The organism is Providencia sp. PROV175 (assembly GCF_032707045.1).
Taxonomy (GTDB): Bacteria; Pseudomonadota; Gammaproteobacteria; order Enterobacterales; family Enterobacteriaceae; genus Providencia; species Providencia hangzhouensis.
On the sequence record NZ_CP120533.1, the window covers coordinates 1,711,168 to 1,727,271 of the forward strand.

The 16,104-nt window shown below is 39.9% G+C and carries 17 protein-coding genes; 8 read left to right on the forward strand and 9 right to left on the reverse strand.

Features of this window, described 5'->3' with window-relative positions:
- Nucleotides 1-105: 105 nt before the first annotated feature.
- Both P3L44_RS07450 and hemF read right to left on the reverse strand, forming a co-directional pair.
- Nucleotides 106-1,242: a M4 family metallopeptidase gene (locus tag P3L44_RS07450; protein WP_164455470.1), complete on the reverse strand. Its 1,137-nt coding sequence runs from the start codon at nt 1,240-1,242 to the stop codon at nt 106-108.
- A 158-nt stretch (nt 1,243-1,400) separates the two neighbouring features.
- Complete coding sequence (hemF, locus tag P3L44_RS07455; RefSeq protein ID WP_140172324.1) at nt 1,401-2,318, reverse strand: oxygen-dependent coproporphyrinogen oxidase; 918 nt, start codon at nt 2,316-2,318, stop codon at nt 1,401-1,403.
- A 136-nt stretch (nt 2,319-2,454) separates the two neighbouring features.
- Here hemF and P3L44_RS07460 point away from each other — a divergent pair, with 136 nt between their 5' ends.
- From P3L44_RS07460 to P3L44_RS07470, 3 genes are all read left to right on the forward strand, one after another.
- Nucleotides 2,455-2,886, forward strand: a complete 432-nt coding sequence (locus P3L44_RS07460; protein WP_109911483.1) for a GNAT family acetyltransferase — start codon at nt 2,455-2,457, stop codon at nt 2,884-2,886.
- 91 nt (nt 2,887-2,977) lie between these two features.
- Nucleotides 2,978-3,583 (forward strand): RpoE-regulated lipoprotein, encoded by a 606-nt coding sequence (locus P3L44_RS07465; RefSeq protein ID WP_272662228.1) that lies wholly within the window; start codon nt 2,978-2,980, stop codon nt 3,581-3,583.
- Nucleotides 3,584-3,825: 242 nt separating this feature from the next.
- Entirely contained in the window at nt 3,826-4,725 is a 900-nt protein-coding gene (locus P3L44_RS07470) for a Dyp-type peroxidase (protein WP_094961722.1), read from the forward strand.
- Between the two features lie 65 nt (nt 4,726-4,790).
- Here the strand turns inward: P3L44_RS07470 and P3L44_RS07475 are convergent, their stop codons facing one another.
- Together P3L44_RS07475 and P3L44_RS07480 are read right to left on the reverse strand one after the other, a co-directional pair.
- Nucleotides 4,791-5,204: a type II toxin-antitoxin system HicB family antitoxin gene (locus P3L44_RS07475; protein ID WP_094961723.1), complete on the reverse strand. Its 414-nt coding sequence runs from the start codon at nt 5,202-5,204 to the stop codon at nt 4,791-4,793.
- A 49-nt stretch (nt 5,205-5,253) separates the two neighbouring features.
- Entirely contained in the window at nt 5,254-5,439 is a 186-nt protein-coding gene (locus tag P3L44_RS07480; RefSeq protein ID WP_094961724.1) for a type II toxin-antitoxin system HicA family toxin, read from the reverse strand.
- A 322-nt stretch (nt 5,440-5,761) separates the two neighbouring features.
- Here P3L44_RS07480 and P3L44_RS07485 point away from each other — a divergent pair, with 322 nt between their 5' ends.
- The 5 genes from P3L44_RS07485 to cysM all read left to right on the forward strand — a co-directional run bounded on the left by P3L44_RS07485 (nt 5,762) and on the right by cysM (nt 10,823).
- The gene (locus P3L44_RS07485) at nt 5,762-6,784 is read left to right on the forward strand and encodes a sulfate ABC transporter substrate-binding protein (protein ID WP_272662227.1); all 1,023 of its coding nucleotides are present in this window, start codon (nt 5,762-5,764) and stop codon (nt 6,782-6,784) included.
- Nucleotides 6,784-7,614 (forward strand): sulfate/thiosulfate ABC transporter permease CysT, encoded by an 831-nt coding sequence (cysT, locus tag P3L44_RS07490; RefSeq protein ID WP_004264883.1) that lies wholly within the window; start codon nt 6,784-6,786, stop codon nt 7,612-7,614. The genes P3L44_RS07485 and cysT overlap by 1 nt, the downstream gene beginning before the upstream one ends.
- Entirely contained in the window at nt 7,614-8,474 is an 861-nt protein-coding gene (gene cysW / locus P3L44_RS07495) for a sulfate/thiosulfate ABC transporter permease CysW (RefSeq protein WP_004264881.1), read from the forward strand. Before cysT ends, cysW begins: the two co-directional genes overlap by 1 nt.
- A 2-nt stretch (nt 8,475-8,476) precedes the next feature.
- Nucleotides 8,477-9,565 (forward strand): sulfate/thiosulfate ABC transporter ATP-binding protein CysA, encoded by a 1,089-nt coding sequence (gene cysA, locus P3L44_RS07500; RefSeq protein ID WP_094961726.1) that lies wholly within the window; start codon nt 8,477-8,479, stop codon nt 9,563-9,565.
- A 373-nt stretch (nt 9,566-9,938) separates the two neighbouring features.
- The gene (cysM, locus tag P3L44_RS07505; protein WP_140172328.1) at nt 9,939-10,823 is read left to right on the forward strand and encodes a cysteine synthase CysM; all 885 of its coding nucleotides are present in this window, start codon (nt 9,939-9,941) and stop codon (nt 10,821-10,823) included.
- Between the two features lie 98 nt (nt 10,824-10,921).
- On the opposite strand, the gene crr is transcribed toward cysM, so the two are convergent.
- From crr to cysZ, 5 genes are all read right to left on the reverse strand, one after another.
- Complete coding sequence (gene crr, locus P3L44_RS07510) at nt 10,922-11,431, reverse strand: PTS glucose transporter subunit IIA (protein ID WP_004264878.1); 510 nt, start codon at nt 11,429-11,431, stop codon at nt 10,922-10,924.
- A 48-nt stretch (nt 11,432-11,479) separates the two neighbouring features.
- Complete coding sequence (gene ptsI, locus P3L44_RS07515; protein ID WP_004264877.1) at nt 11,480-13,207, reverse strand: phosphoenolpyruvate-protein phosphotransferase PtsI; 1,728 nt, start codon at nt 13,205-13,207, stop codon at nt 11,480-11,482.
- A 140-nt stretch (nt 13,208-13,347) separates the two neighbouring features.
- Complete coding sequence (gene ptsH / locus P3L44_RS07520; protein ID WP_004264876.1) at nt 13,348-13,605, reverse strand: phosphocarrier protein Hpr; 258 nt, start codon at nt 13,603-13,605, stop codon at nt 13,348-13,350.
- 352 nt (nt 13,606-13,957) lie between these two features.
- Nucleotides 13,958-14,911 (reverse strand): cysteine synthase A, encoded by a 954-nt coding sequence (cysK, locus tag P3L44_RS07525; RefSeq protein ID WP_004264875.1) that lies wholly within the window; start codon nt 14,909-14,911, stop codon nt 13,958-13,960.
- A 226-nt stretch (nt 14,912-15,137) separates the two neighbouring features.
- Entirely contained in the window at nt 15,138-15,902 is a 765-nt protein-coding gene (cysZ, locus tag P3L44_RS07530; protein WP_004264874.1) for a sulfate transporter CysZ, read from the reverse strand.
- Nucleotides 15,903-16,104: the final 202 nt, after the last annotated feature.

Genomic DNA, 16,104 nt, shown 5'->3' on the forward strand with positions numbered 1-16,104 from the left:
ATAAGGCTGAATAAAAGAGTTGATTAATGCTCTTTAGTATCGGCCTTTGTATTTTACAGAAAAATTAATTTCAAATGGTTTAATGCTATCTAGCAATATATTTTTTTACAGGTTTACTATCAGCCCAACATCTAACCAACTTTGTTGTGTTTTTTGCGCAATATTATCATCAAACAGTTTCTTAGCTGCACGGATCGTGGCATCAGCAAATTCGATAAATGTCGCTTTTTTTGTCACTCTATTGTCAGACACTGCTTCCAGCCAAATTTTACCGGCGATATCCCACGTATAGCCACCAAGGCTCTTAGCTAATAGGTAAAAGGCTCTATTTGGAATGCCTGAATTAATATGTACGCCGCCATTATCAACAAAAATAGGTAAATCTTGATATTGAGACATATGGCCAACTTGTGGATCTCTGACCTCATCAGAAAGATAATAAGCGTCGCCTGGATTTATCATCGAACGTAGGGCAGGTGCATTTATTTGGTCAATAAATAAATTTTCCCCAAGTAGCCAATTAGAGGTATTGGCTGTTTCATTATTTAAATATTGCTTGACCATAATCCCAAGTACATCTGCGACAGACTCATTAAGAGCACCAGACTGGAAAGAATATCTAAAATTAGCTTTTGAACTAATAAAACCATGAGCAAGTTCGTGAGCAATTATATCAATGTCGTTATAGAATGGGCCAAAAACGATTCCATCCCCGTCACCAAAGAAAATAGCTTGAGAATTCCAAAATGCGTTAGCGTAGTTTGTTCCATAATGAATAACCGCATTAATATCAGCAGAACAGCCAAAAATTTGGTCAATATTTAATTTTTCCTTGAAAAAGGTACGAATAACACCAATTGAATTAAATACTTGCCCAGCGGGTTTTGATGGTGCTTGAGTGTCTTCTTCGCACATAATTACCGCATAGTCATCATGTGGCATATGACTATCTGGAGAAAGCCCTGAACGTTCACAAATTGGCAGGTCAGAATGCCAGTGATGTTTATGTGGAATAGGGCGCTGAGCATCACGAATAAAACGGTTATAGCGCTTTCCTGTCGTATCTATAGGGCAAGATGAAAGATTATTGCGATGAAATAATGCATCTTCATGTGAATAGGTTCGGCTCATAATATCATTGATATGAGTGAGCGTTGATTTTAAGTCAGTATGACCTGCTTTAGTCACTAAATTGGCTAATAAGCAAGGTGAGAGTAAAGAACGGCCTAAAATTTGATTCATATTATAACTCCATTCAGTTGGGTGAAATGGAATCATAATCTGTTGTGATAATTTTGTAACTAGTTGATATATAAGCTTTAAAATCAATTGCTGTTATTTTATATTAGAAAGGTAGAACGGTTATCTTTCTACCTTAATTTATAAACTAATGTTATTAATTATGGCGAAACCCACTCTTTATTTAGAATTAAAAATTCAGTATAGAGAGCAGCTTCTTGGCTATTAGGTTCAGGATGATAGTCGTATTCCCAGCGGACAAGTGGTGGCATTGACATTAAAATTGATTCTGTTCGGCCTCCACTTTGTAAGCCAAATAATGTACCTCTGTCCCATACCAAATTGAATTCGACATAACGACCACGACGATATAATTGGAATTGACGCTCTCGTTCACCCCATGAATGATCTTTGCGTTTTTCAACAATCGGCACATAGGCATCTAAAAAGCCATTACCAACGGCTTGAGTGAAGTTAAAACAGGATTCAAAACCCCCTTGGTTAAGGTCATCATAAAATAGCCCACCCACACCACGAGGTTCATTTCTATGCTTCAGGAAAAAGTATTCATCACACCAATTTTTATATTTAGGATAAACATCAGTACCATAAGGGCGGCATAAATCACGAGCAACAGTGTGCCAGTGGATGACATCTTCATGAAAGCCATAAAAAGGGGTTAAATCAAAACCGCCACCAAACCACCAAACAGGCTCGCAACCTTCTTTTTCAGCGATAAAGAAACGAACATTAGCATGGGTAGTTGGAATGTAAGGATTCAGAGGGTGAATAACAAGAGAGACGCCCATTGCTTGGTAGCTACGGCCAGCAAGCTCGGGCCGATGTGCAGAGGCTGATGCTGGCAACTTTTCTCCTTTAATATGTGAGAAGTTAACCCCAGCTTGTTCAAATAGTGCCCCTTTGGTTAGTACTCGGCTACGACCGCCACCACCTTCAGTTCGTTCCCATGTTTGTTCTAGAAAAGTTTGCTTACCATCTAGCTCAGTAATTTTTTGGCAAATAGTCTCTTGTAAGTTCTGCAAATAGGCTTTTACGCGATCAATATCTGGGTAATTCATTGTTTTATAATAGAACCATAGCAAAAAAATAATGGTTAAAGTATACCCTTTTACTCGAAGAAAGGCATATTGAATATTGATTGTGTTGCAAAAGCAGAGATAATGGCAGAAAGATTAGCTTAAGTAGGCAAATGAGATGGAAATACGAGTCTTTCGGCAAAGTGATTATGAAGACGTCCTGACCTTATGGGAGCGTTGTGCTCTCAATGAATTTTCAGGTGATCCTGAACTCGATATTGAACGCAAATTACAGTGTGGGGCCGACTTATTTTTAGTGGCTGAAGTTGCCGGTGAAATTGTCGGTACTATTATGGGGGGCTACGATGGCATTCGTGGCACAGCTGTTTATCTTGCTGTTCACCCTGAATACCGTGGCCGTGGTATTGCTAATGCATTAGTGAGTCGACTAGAAAAAAAACTGATAGCCAGAGGCTGCGGAAGAATAGAGTTATTAGTGAGTGAAGAGTCTGATGCGGCTATTTGTATGTTTGAAAAAATGTTGTATGAAGAAGAACAACCTGAACGTTTAATTTATTCGAAAAAATTAACGCACGAAACGGATTTTTAAGTTAATTGACTATTTATTTAACTTTCTATGGGAATGTTTTAGTAAATAGATTGTCACAATATGCATTATGCGACTCATAAAAGAGGATGATATGTCCCAACATGCAAAGTTGAACAGTAATAATGGATTATCGCCGTTGTTGAAGGCTTCTCTACTCTGTGGAACAGTTCTGTTATCAGGGTGTGCGGGTGTGAAATTCTTTTCGCCATCGACTTGGTTTAGCGGCCCACTGGTGGTTTCTAGCTCAGGACTTGGTCAAGTGACTAGTTTTACACCAATGCAAGCGGATATCATTAAGAAACAACTTGATGACCGCTATACATTACGCAGCGGTATGCAAATGGAAAATGGGGATGTGGTCACAATTTTCCAAGGAATGGATGATAATGAAGTAAAATTAGAAATAGTTGGCCCAGAGCACGGCTATGTATCACGAATTATAGTGAGTGACCCGGATATTGCAACTGAATGGGGGCCGACAGTGGGTACTGAATTTAGTGAAATTTATCAAAAAGCATTCGGTATTTGCGGTCTAGGCGAGCGAGTCAATGACGTTCCAACCATTGAATGTAATTCACCGCAATCAAGTAAAGTGGTTTACCGTTTTACAGGTAAGTGGCAAGGGTCAGAAGATTTAATGCCTTCAGATGATGACCTGAAAACATGGAAAATCTCGCAAATTATTTGGCATAAATAATCTCATTTCGTTAATAATATCGTCAGGGCTATCTATACTGGCGATATCTTTCCATTAGTGTTTCTTTTTCCTTGTTTTCAAAGAAATTTACCCTTTCTTAAATTTTCTTTCTTATAATAGACCGGAAACCTATATTCCCTTGCGTTAAAACAAGGTGAACATCATAGCGATAAGATAAGATATTAAAATCGCTTATATAAAAAATAGGTTATATAACATATTAATTTTACGAGGTTTACCGTATGTCTCATTCTCAAAGTGGTATTTTGAAAGAACATAGCCGTTTTGGTATTTTTATTGAAGCGCAAGTGCAAGAGGGATCTCTGGATGAAGTTAAGTCTGGATGTAAAAGCTTTGTCGAGGCTTTAACCAAATTACAAGCGCAATACCCAGATGATCGCCTTGGTGCAGTTATCGCGTTTGGCTCTGATATCTGGAAACAGCTCGGTAAGGCAAATACTGCTCCTGAATTGAAACCATTTCGCACTCTGGGTAAAGGGCTTGCTCCCGCCACTCAACGGGATATGTTTATTCATATTCAATCACTGCGCCACGATATTAATTTTTCTTTAGCACAAGCTGCTTTAAAAGCATTTGGTAAATCTATCTCTGTGGTTGAAGAAATTCATGGATTTCGTTGGGTAGATGACAGAGATTTAAGTGGTTTTATTGATGGAACAGAGAACCCGCAAGGGGAAGAAATTGCAGAGGTCACATTAATCGAAGACGGTGAAGATAAAGGCGGAAGCTATGTTTTAGTCCAACGCTATGAACACGATTTACGAAAATGGGATCGTTTTTCGGAACATGAACAAGAAAAAATGATTGGCCGTACTAAAAAAGATAGCGTTGAATTAGATGAAGATGCGCGCAATGTCACCTCTCATGTCTCACGCGTGGTGATAGAAGAAGAGGGAGAAGAGCTTTCAGTCATGCGTCACAGCTTGCCATATGGTACAGCAAGCGGCAAACATGGCTTATTCTTTATCGCTTATTGTGCAAGGTTACACAATATTGAACAGCAGTTACTCAGCATGTTTGGTGAAAAAGACGGCAAATACGATGATTTGCTGCGTATGACGAAAGCCGTTTCGGGGAGTTATTACTATGCTCCGTCGATTGAGACATTGACGTCTCTTTGATCAATAAGTTGCCGCAAGGATGCGGCGATTGATAATTATTTATGTAATCTATTATTTTCAATGTATTAATCGGTTTTTTTTAATTCTTTACGAGCTGCAGCAGCAATAAAACCACTACGGCTACCATATTCAGGATTAACCTTCACTAAAGCATCAATACGATGTAATAAACGATGCGGCAAGGTGATATTAATACGCTCAGTACGGCCATCGTATTTATCCATATCGACATCCACAAATAACCATATCCCATGCGCATATTCAGGTTGTATTGGGTTCAATAGCGTTTGCTGAGATTTCGATAATGGGATCTCAAAGCCTTTTTCACTCAATAATTCAAAATGAGCATCAATTGCTGATTTTGCTTCTGCGTAAGCCTCTTCTATATTGCTGCCCGCGAATGTACATCCTTCAATATCAGGAAACCAGCCACTTGCGCTGCCATCATTATCAATTTCAATAAAGGCGGTATAAAGCATTAGGTTATCTCCATTAAAGATAGCGCTCATGCGTGAACGCTTTTCTTATTTAATGTTTTAGTTTCGCAGCCTTCAAAATGTGATTTAGTGTGCCTATCTTTAAATCTTTTTGTGGATGCGGAACAGTAATTACAATTGAAAAATGTGGGTGGGAAAACTGATGGTGACTTCCTTTTATTCTTTCAAGTTTCCAACCGTTTTTTTGCAGTATGTTTATCAGTTCCGAACTTTGCACGATCCCTCCATTTCGTTAACTGATATACACATAATACACACTCTGAAGAGCGCTTACAATATTTAAAGTGTGTGTTATGTGTATAAAAAAGAGAGAGGGGGAAAATGTTTAAGGTGTCTTTGCTTCGCTAAACTTAAAAATGAAACGCATTCATATCACTAACTAATTAAAAAATCAGTTAATTTTCCTGCTTATGACGTTCGTTTCTTTGTTATTCTAATTTGATATATAAAAAGGTGATTGATAGCTACACAGTTATAACCAAAACATATACAGTGGTTCCAATGTCAGCCATTTGGGTTTAGTTACGAATAGGTGTGGAATGAAAAAATCATTTTTGAAAAAAACAGCACTAGCGAGTTTGGCAACGGTATCATTACTCGGAAGCTCACCATTAGTTGCAGCTGAACTGCTTAATAGCTCTTATGATATTGCCCGTGAATTATTTGTGGCGTTGAACCCTTCATTTGAAAAACAATGGAATGAAGCCCACCCTGACGACAAACTCACAATTAAACAATCACACGCCGGCTCATCAAAGCAAGCTATGGCTATTTTACAAGGGCTGAAAGCGGATGTGGTGACCTATAACCAAGTCACGGACGTGCAAATTTTGCATGACAAAGGGAATTTGATCCCTGCAGACTGGCAAGCTCGCTTACCAAATAATAGCTCGCCTTATTATTCAACAATGGCGTTTTTAGTTCGTAAAGGAAACCCTAAAGGGATTAAAACGTGGGATGATTTAGTCCGTGAAGATGTTAAATTAATCTTCCCGAACCCAAAAACTTCAGGAAATGGCCGTTATACCTACCTTGCGGCATGGGGCGCTTTTAATCAAGAAAATAAAGATGATAAAGCACAAACCCGTGAGCAAATGAAACAGTTTCTGAAAAATGTAGAAGTATTTGATACCGGTGGGCGTGGCGCGACGACGTCATTTATTGAACGGGGGCTCGGTGACGTCCTTATTAGTTTTGAATCAGAAGTGAATAATATTCGCTCTCAGTATGGTGAATCAGACTACGAAGTTATTGTACCGCCGGTGGATATCTTAGCGGAGTTTCCCGTCGCTTGGGTCGATAAAAATGTACAAAAAAATGGTACTGAAGATGTCGCTAAAGCTTACTTAAATTATCTCTATAGCCCACAGGCCCAAGAAATCATCACTCAGTACAATTACCGAGTGAATGACAAAGCGGTGATGAGTGCGAATAAGGAAAAATTCCCAGAAACTCAGTTATTTACGGTTGAATCACAATTTGAGAGCTGGCCAAAAGTAATGGACGTTCATTTTGCCACCGGTGGGGAATTTGACCAATTAATGGCTGAAGGGCGCCGTTAATGAATCGTTCAGGAAAGCGTTTTTTGCCAGGCTTTGGGCTAACGCTAGGTAGCAGCCTTTTTTATACCTGCTTGATTTTGCTATTACCCATGAGCGCTTTGGTGATCCAATTATCGGAAATGACATGGCAGCAATATTGGGCTGTCATTAGTTACCCGCAAGTGGTTGCCGCGTACAAAGTGACGTTACTGTCTGCATTAGTCGCAAGTTTGTTTAATGCGGTGTTTGGCATGTTATTAGCGTGGATTTTAACGCGTTATCGCTTTCCTGGGCGTTTGTTTTTAGATGGTTTAGTAGATTTACCCTTTGCATTACCTACTGCGGTAGCGGGGCTGACATTGGCAACCCTGTTTGCAACCTCGGGCTGGTATGGGCAATATCTGCACCAGTTTGACATTAAAGTTGTTAATACTTGGCTGGGAATTGCGGTTGCGATGGCTTTTACCAGTATTCCGTTTGTTGTGCGTACGGTTCAACCTGTGTTGGAAGAGCTAGGCCCTGAATACGAAGAAGCTGCTCAAACCCTAGGTGCGAGCCGTTGGCAAACTTTTCGTCGAGTGATACTGCCAGAGCTTTCACCGGCCTTATTAGCCGGAACGGTTTTGTCCTTTACGCGGAGTTTAGGCGAGTTTGGTGCCATTATATTTATTGCGGGTAATATTGCGTGGCAAACCGAAGTTGTCTCATTAATGATTTTTAGTCAGCTACAGCAATTTGATTACCCGGCAGCCAGTGCTGTAGCCTCAGTTATTTTAGCGGTTTCATTGTTACTTCTATTTAGTGTTAATTTAGTACAAAGCCGCTTTGGTAAACGGTTGGGGGGCAAGTAATGGCGCAAATTACACCAATTCACACTACTAGCCGTACCCAAATTAACTGGGGGAAATGGCTACTAATTGCGATAGGTTTATTGTTTTCGTTTTTACTATTAGTGATTCCAATTGTTTGGATATTTATTACTGCATTTCAAAAAGGGTTAGATGCCGTTTTACTGAATTTGGCAGACCCAGATATGCTACACGCTATTGGTTTAACAGTATTAATTGCTTTAATTACCGTTCCTGTAAATTTAGTTTTTGGCACCATGATGGCGTGGTTAGTGACACGATTTCAATTTCCTGGTCGCCAATTATTACTCACCTTGGTAGATATCCCGTTTGCGGTTTCACCTGTTGTTGCGGGTTTGCTGTACTTACTTTTTTATGGCTCGAACAGCTGGTTTGGTGGGTGGCTTGAAGGTTTTGATATCCAGCTAATGTTTTCATGGCCAGGTATGGCGTTAGTGACCATTTTTGTAACGTGTCCATTTGTCGTACGTGAGTTAGTGCCCTTGATGTTAAGCCAAGGTAGCCAAGAAGATGAAGCCGCGGTGTTACTGGGAGCGTCAGGATGGAAGATGTTTTGGCGTGTGACATTGCCCAATATCCGCTGGGCATTATTGTATGGCGTGGTTTTAACTAACGCCCGTGCAATCGGTGAATTTGGTGCGGTTTCGGTGGTTTCAGGAGCTATTCGTGGTGAAACATACACCTTACCGTTGCAAGTTGAATTATTGCATCAGGATTATAATACAGTAGGGGCGTTTACGGCCGCAGGGATCTTAGCACTGCTGGCAATTATCACCTTAATACTTAAAAGCGCATTGCAGTGGCATTTAAGTCGCCAGCAATCTGAATCAGGAGTCCATTAATCATGAGTATTGAAATTGAAAAAATCGGTAAGTTATTTGGTAAAACCCAAGTACTCAGCGATATTTCACTGGATATTGCATCGGGTGAAATGGTTGCCTTATTAGGGCCTTCCGGTTCAGGAAAAACAACCTTATTGCGGATTATTGCTGGGCTTGAACAACAAAGTCAGGGGTTATTGCGCTTTCATGGTCACGATGTTAGTAAAATCCATGCGAAAGATAGGCATGTTGGCTTTGTATTTCAACACTATGCACTATTTCGCCACATGACAGTGTTTGATAATGTGGCATTTGGTTTAACGGTTTTACCCAGAAAGCAGCGCCCATCAGCTCAGGCTATTAAAGATAAAGTAACAAAATTGTTGGAAATGGTTCAACTCGCCCATCTGGCTTCACGTTACCCCGCGCAACTTTCAGGGGGGCAAAAACAGCGTGTGGCACTGGCAAGGGCTTTAGCCGTTGATCCACAAATTTTATTATTAGATGAACCTTTTGGTGCGCTTGACGCACAAGTGCGTATTGAATTACGCCGTTGGTTACGTCAATTACATGATGAATTAAAATTTACCAGTGTTTTTGTGACTCATGACCAAGAAGAAGCCATGGAAGTTGCAGACAGAGTGGTGGTGATGAGCCAAGGTCATATTGAGCAAGTTGGCACACCGAGCGATATTTGGCAGCGCCCAGAAACCCGTTTTGTGCTTGAATTTATGGGGGAAGTGAACCAAATTTCTGCCCACATCAAAGGTTCAACATTAAATATAGATGGCTATGAATTCCCCCTTAACCATACCAGTGTTCAACAAGGTGAAGTCGACGTATTTTTACGTCCTTGGGATATCTCATTACAAGCTGAAGTGGATGAACAGCACCGTTTACCTGTTAGAATTACGGAATCGGGGCCAAGAGGGCATTTTTGGCAATTAACCGTTCAACCATTAGGTTGGGGGAAAGAGCCTTTGTCAGTGATTTGGCAGTCCGAAAAAACGATACCAACGCGAGGTGAACGTTACTTTTTAGGTAGCCAGCAGGCAAAGATCTATCAAGGAGATCAGGCGTTAATTTTCCCACAACTTGCTGAAAGTGCATGAATATAAAACTCAATAACTTATAACACTAATAAATATATTATTGGTGTTATCTTTTCTATTACTTTCTAGGTATATGACCGATGATTAGACTTTATATTAAAAATATTTAGTCTATTTCCCATTATGATTAAATTCATCATAACCAATTGATATAAAAGATTTATTTTTCATATTTTTATATGAAATATAACTGGTAATTCTATAAACTTATTGTAATATAATATATCAATTAGCTATATCAGAAATAGTAATTAAGATAATCTATTTTTCTAATATTAATGTGAAGAGATTTCAATTTTCACATATCAATATTGGGGTAATATCTTATCTCTATTATTTCTTATTTATATATAAAAATTATAAGGATGGTAAAGTGTCGGCTCTGGAACAATTTATCGGTAATACCCCATTAGTAAAGCTTCAGCGTTTAACACAAGGGATTGAAGCTGAAATTTGGGTGAAACTTGAAGGTAATAACCCCGCAGGTTCAGTGAAAGATCGCGCGGCATTTTCAATGATTAATGAAGCGCAATTACGGGGTGAAATTAAGCCAGGTGATACGCTAATTGAAGCAACTAGTGGAAATACAGGTATCGCGCTCGCGATGATAGCCGCAGTAAAAGGCTACAAACTGAAATTACTCATGCCAGATAACATGAGCAAAGAGCGGCAAGCTTCAATGCAAGCCTATGGTGCAGAACTCATTTTAGTGAGTACTGCTGTTGGTATGGAAGGTGCCCGTGATTTGGCTAAGGAAATGGAACAAAGAGGTGAGGGGAAAGTTTTAGACCAATTTAACAACCCTGATAACCCATTAGCTCATTTTAAAACAACAGGCCCTGAAATATGGCAGCAAACCAATGGTCGCATTACCCATTTTGTATCGAGTATGGGAACCACGGGGACCATTACCGGGGTAAGCCGCTATTTAAAATCCCAGTCAGATGATGTCCATATTGTTGGGTTACAACCTGCGGAAAAAAGCCAAATTCCGGGTATTAGGCGTTGGTCACCAGGTTACTTACCCGGTATTTTTGATGACTCATTAGTTGATAGTGTACTGGATATAAACCAGCAAGAAGCTGAAGAGACTATGAGAGCTTTAGCTAAAGTTGAAGGTATCTTTTGTGGAGTGAGCTCGGGTGGGGCGGTTGCTGGTGCGTTAAAAGTGGCGAAAGCTAACCCGGGAGCGGTCATTGTGGCAGTAATTTGTGACCGAGGAGACCGTTATTTATCAACAGGTGTATTTAATGAGTGAGATAATTTAATGACAAATCTGTGCTCAATAAAAAATCCCCATAAATGAAAAACCATCAGGCAAGGCCTGATGGTTTTAACTAAATATTGGCAGTTAAGTTATTTCTTAATACGCATGATGACAGTTTCACCGACTGTCACTGAGCCTGTCAGTTTGTTTAGTTCTTTGATTTCGTCCATATTAGAAATGACAACTGGCGTTAGAACAGATTTTGCTTTCTCTTCTAACAGCGCTAAATCAAACTCGATGATTAAGTCGCCTTTCTTCACAGTTTGGCCTTCTTCAGCGATGCGTTTAAAGCCTTCACCTTTAAGTTCAACGGTATCAATACCGAAGTGAACAAATAGTTCTATACCATCATCTGATTCAATAGAAAACGCATGGTTAGTTTCAAATATTTTACCAATTGTACCGTCTACAGGGGCAACGATTTTGTTACCTGCGGGTTTAATCGCAATACCATCACCAACAATTTTTTCTGCGAACACAACGTCTGGAACATCTTCAATATTGACAATCTCACCCGATAAAGGTGCGATAATTTCAATACTGCCACTGCTACTTTTGTCTTCCGAAACGAGTGATTTCAGTTTGTCAAACAGACCCATGGACCTTCTCCTAATCGTTTTATATGGGACCGAACTAATGTGCTGTTCTTAGCATAACGTTTTTTCTTGGATAAAGGTATCTACAAGTTTCATCAATTCATCCGCTGTGGGTTGAGCAAGTGCTTGTTCAGCCAAAGCTTGGGTATCAGTAAAGCTCGCATTGCGAATTAACTTTTTGATACGCGGAATTGAAATCGCGCTCATACTAAATTCATCCAGCCCCATGCCAAGTAGCAATAAGGTTGCACGCTCATCTCCAGCTAACTCCCCACACATCCCAGTCCATTTACCTTCAGCGTGTGATGCATCGATCACTTGCTTAATTAAGTTTAGGACAGCAGGTGACATCGGGTTGTAAAGATGAGAAATCAGTTCATTACCACGGTCGACCGCTAAAGTGTATTGAGTGAGATCGTTCGTCCCAATACTAAAGAAATCAACTTCTTTTGCCAAGTGGCGAGCAATAACAGCTGCGGCTGGTGTTTCAACCATCACACCGACTTCAATTGACTCGTCAAAAGCTTTACCTTCTTCACGTAACTGAGCTTTAAGCATTTCTAGCTCTGCTTTTAGTTCACGAACTTCTTCAACGGAAATAACCATTGGGAACATAATACGCAGTTTACCAAATTTAGAGGCTCTTAAAATAGCTCTTAATTGTGAGTGTAAGATTTCTTTGCGATCAAGACAAATACGAATTGCACGCCAGCCGAGAAATGGGTTCTCTTCTTTTGGTAAATTCATATATGGCAGGTCTTTATCACCGCCGATATCCATTGTACGGACAATAACGGCTTGGCTGCCCATTGCTTCTGCAACAGCTTTATAAGCTTGAAACTGTTCTTCTTCGGTAGGAAGAGAGTCTCTATCCATGAATAAAAACTCAGTACGATAGAGCCCAACGCCTTCTGCGCCATTGCGCTCTGCACCAGCGACATCACGTACAGTACCGATATTCGCACAAACTTCAACTTGATGACCATCAAGGGTGATGGCAGGCAAATCTTTTAATTTTGCGAGCTCTTCTTTTTCTTGTAGATATTCATCACGGAAAGCTTTCAGTTTGTCGATTTCGGCTTCAGATGGGTTCAAGTGGATGGTGTTGTTGACACCATCTAATACAATGAAATCGCCATTTTTAATTTTGCTGGTGGCATCACTAGTTCCAACAATGGCAGGTAACTCAAGAGAACGCGCCATAATTGAGGTATGTGATGTACGGCCACCTAAATCAGTAATAAACCCTAATACTTTATCTAAATTTAGCTGTGCGGTTTCTGAAGGGGTTAAATCCGCAGCCACTAAAATAACTTCTTCGCTGATTGCACTTAAATCAACGATAGGAATATTTAATATGTTTTTTAATAGACGTTTGCCAATATCACGCACGTCAGCGGCGCGTTCTTTAAGATATTCATCATCAAGGGATTCAAGCGCTTGAGCTTGATCTTCAATAACCGAATACGCAGCGGCATCTGCCGTTTTTTTATCGCCTTTGATTAAAGAGACAATTTCTTGTTCCAGCTCTTCATCTTCTAGCAGCATGATATGACCTTCAAAAATCTCAGCTTTTTCAGCTCCAAGATTTTTTTCGGCTTTCTCTTTAATCAAATTGAGTTGTTCGGCTGATTTGTTACGACCCTCAATAAAGCGAGCAATTTCTTTATCAACCTGATCGTCAGCAATTTTTTTTGTGCTAACAACGATAGGATCTTCTTTGAGGATTAAAGCCTGACCAAAAGCAAAACCCGGGGATACTAAAATTCCTGAAATCATAATATTACCTTACTGCTGCTAGTGCTGGGAGTTCTGATGTTGCAGAGACGACAATGAATATAGCCGATTATACAAATGTCCCCGAATGACATCACTCAGGGACATTGAATGAAATCAGTAAATGCTATTTTCGTGCGAAATTATTCTAATTCGCCCATCAGTTTAACTAAATGCTCAACGGCTTCTTTTTCGTCTTCGCCTTCAGCAGAAATTGTCACAACTGTGCCTTGCGTTAGGCCTAAGGTTTGTAATTTAAACAAACTTTTTGCGCTAGCGGATTTGCCGCCAGAAATTAAAGAAATGTCGGAAGAGAATGCTTTTGCTTCTTTTACGAATTGAGCTGCAGGACGAGTATGTAGACCATTTGGTGCCGTAATAGTAACTTCTTGCTGAAACATAGTATTTCCTCAATAACTTTCGTTTTTTTAATTACCCAGCCAATTGTAGATGAAATAGACTAGGTTTGCGTATAAGTTAGATTATTAACTTGAAAAAAGGTTTCCTACTTTGTGCGGTATCAACCCTTTTTCTGTTTTTCTTGCGAACTCGATACTTTTTTCTCATTGGCAAATTATTTTACTCGCCCTAGAGGTTGGCTAAAAAGTGATTAATTTCGAGGTGCAAAATAATTACTATGTTTAATACTAAACCCCGAATTATAAATCATCTCCATCCGTGCTAAAGTTTGATCTATGCCACAAAAAAAGCACCATTTAGGTGCTTTTTTAACGATATTGTAACGAAGTTATGCTACTCAGCCGAGATGTCAGCAAACAGGGCTGTAGACAAATAACGCTCACCTGAAGAAGGTAAAATAACGACGATATTTTTACCTTTATAGGCAGGGTCTGCGGCAATTTTAGTGGCAGCAGCAATAGCAGCGCCTGATGAGATACCCGCAAGAATACCTTCTTTTTCCATCAGCTCACGAGCCGTTTTGATGGCTTCGTCATCGCTGATTTGAATGACCTTATCGAGTAATTTTAAATCTAAGTTACCCGGAATAAAACCAGCGCCGATCCCTTGTATTTTGTGAGGACCCGGTTTAATTTCTTCGCCCGCTAAAGCTTGGGTAATGACAGGGGATGTTTCTGGTTCAACAGCCACGATAGTCACATCTTTGCCTTTGGTGTTTTTCAGGTATTTTGCAATCCCTGTAATCGTCCCGCCCGTACCAACACCTGCGACTACAACATCGACATTGCCGTCAGTATCTTCCCAAATTTCAGGCCCAGTGGTTTTTTCATGGATTTCAGGGTTTGCTGGGTTATTAAACTGTTGAAGTAATAAGTATTTTTTAGGGTTGCTATTCACTATTTCTTCAGCTTTAGCTATTGCACCTTTCATGCCTTTTGCCCCCTCAGTTAAAACGAGGTTGGCACCTAATGCTTTGAGTAGTTTACGGCGCTCAATACTCATGGTTTCAGGCATGGTTAACGTCAATTTATAACCTCTCGCCGCAGCGACATAGGCTAAAGCGATACCCGTATTTCCACTAGTTGGTTCAACTAATTCTTTGTCTTTGTTTAGGATACCTTTTTTCTCTGCATCCCAAATCATGTTAGCACCAATACGGCACTTAACACTGAAGCTTGGGTTGCGAGATTCCACTTTTGCTAAAATATTGCCATTACCAAAATGTTTTAGGCGAACAAGTGGGGTGTGGCCAATGGTCAACGAGTTATCATCATAAATTTTGCTCATGGGATATCCTTAAAAATCGGTTAGCCAGTAATGTAATCGGTATTAATTAAAAATAATGAGATGGATTCAACATACGTTAAGAACAAATTAATGCAAATATGATTTGAGCATAAGCTTATAACGAAATGTTATTTTAGATCTAATAGTTCTAAGGAATAATTATAGTGTAACAATAATAAGTAAATAAAAGAGCGCAGGCGATAAACCTGCGCAATGATTTAATAGATTAGTAGCGTGCGTAACGCTCACGATACCTGTCAACCCACATCAATGTTGCACCACAAACTGCAACAGGCATGATCACTAAGTTGACAAAAGGCACCATCATTAACAAGCTAATGACGCCACCAAATTGAACGTTTCTCATCCGCTCTTTGGCAAGCGCCTGCTTCATTTCGTTAAAGCCAACACGGTGGTTATCAAACGGGTAATCGCAATATTGGATTGACATCATCCAAGCACCAAATAAAAACCATAGTACGGGGGCGACTGTTTGGCCAATACCGGGTATGAAAAATAGGATTAATAACCCAATAGCGCGAGGTAAGTAGTAACCGATTCGGACAAACTCGCGCTTTATCATACGAGGAACATCTTTTAATAACTCAGCAACACCGGTATCTGGTGATGGTTTACCCGTTAACTCGGCTTCGAGTTTTTCTGATAACCAACCGTTAAAAGGTGCAGCGATAATATTAGCAACCGTACTAAAAAAATAGGTAAACACGAGCAAAATAGAGATAACAGCGATTGGCCAAATAACATAATCGAGCCATTGTAGCCAGTCAGGAACGTAACTCATCACTTGGGCTATCCAGCCGCCAAGCTTTGTATATAACCACCAAAATGCGCCGCCTAAGAATAAAATATTGGCTAATAGGGGCAAAATAACAAAACGTTTAATACCGGGCCGAGTGATTAATCTCCAGCCTTGTGTAAAATAATAAAAACCAGAATGGTCTTTTTGTGTCGAAAATGTCGATTGGGTCATACTTCTTGTTCTCTCCTTTTCGGTTGACCATGTATCATATAGATATGAAATTAGGCTGACTAGCCATTATTCGCTTAAAAAAGCAGCAAATGAAAGCGGAATATTCTCTTTCTTGTAAGAAAATCGTTCTGGGGGTTGCACTTAGAGCAATTGAGAAATAATCTTAAGGAAGTTTCCGCCGTGTTGGCATTATCATTCATCA

Coding starts and splice junctions, on each gene's coding strand:
- P3L44_RS07450 (WP_164455470.1), bottom strand. CDS start 1,242: ATGAATCAAATTTTAGGCCGTTCTTTACTCTCACCTTGCTTATTAGCC.
- hemF (WP_140172324.1), bottom strand. CDS start 2,318: ATGAATTACCCAGATATTGATCGCGTAAAAGCCTATTTGCAGAACTTA.
- P3L44_RS07460 (WP_109911483.1), top strand. CDS start 2,455: ATGGAAATACGAGTCTTTCGGCAAAGTGATTATGAAGACGTCCTGACC.
- P3L44_RS07465 (WP_272662228.1), top strand. CDS start 2,978: ATGTCCCAACATGCAAAGTTGAACAGTAATAATGGATTATCGCCGTTG.
- P3L44_RS07470 (WP_094961722.1), top strand. CDS start 3,826: ATGTCTCATTCTCAAAGTGGTATTTTGAAAGAACATAGCCGTTTTGGT.
- P3L44_RS07475 (WP_094961723.1), bottom strand. CDS start 5,204: ATGCTTTATACCGCCTTTATTGAAATTGATAATGATGGCAGCGCAAGT.
- P3L44_RS07485 (WP_272662227.1), top strand. CDS start 5,762: ATGAAAAAATCATTTTTGAAAAAAACAGCACTAGCGAGTTTGGCAACG.
- cysT (WP_004264883.1), top strand. CDS start 6,784: ATGAATCGTTCAGGAAAGCGTTTTTTGCCAGGCTTTGGGCTAACGCTA.
- cysW (WP_004264881.1), top strand. CDS start 7,614: ATGGCGCAAATTACACCAATTCACACTACTAGCCGTACCCAAATTAAC.
- cysA (WP_094961726.1), top strand. CDS start 8,477: ATGAGTATTGAAATTGAAAAAATCGGTAAGTTATTTGGTAAAACCCAA.
- crr (WP_004264878.1), bottom strand. CDS start 11,431: ATGGGTCTGTTTGACAAACTGAAATCACTCGTTTCGGAAGACAAAAGT.
- ptsI (WP_004264877.1), bottom strand. CDS start 13,207: ATGATTTCAGGAATTTTAGTATCCCCGGGTTTTGCTTTTGGTCAGGCT.
- ptsH (WP_004264876.1), bottom strand. CDS start 13,605: ATGTTTCAGCAAGAAGTTACTATTACGGCACCAAATGGTCTACATACT.
- cysK (WP_004264875.1), bottom strand. CDS start 14,911: ATGAGCAAAATTTATGATGATAACTCGTTGACCATTGGCCACACCCCA.
- cysZ (WP_004264874.1), bottom strand. CDS start 15,902: ATGACCCAATCGACATTTTCGACACAAAAAGACCATTCTGGTTTTTAT.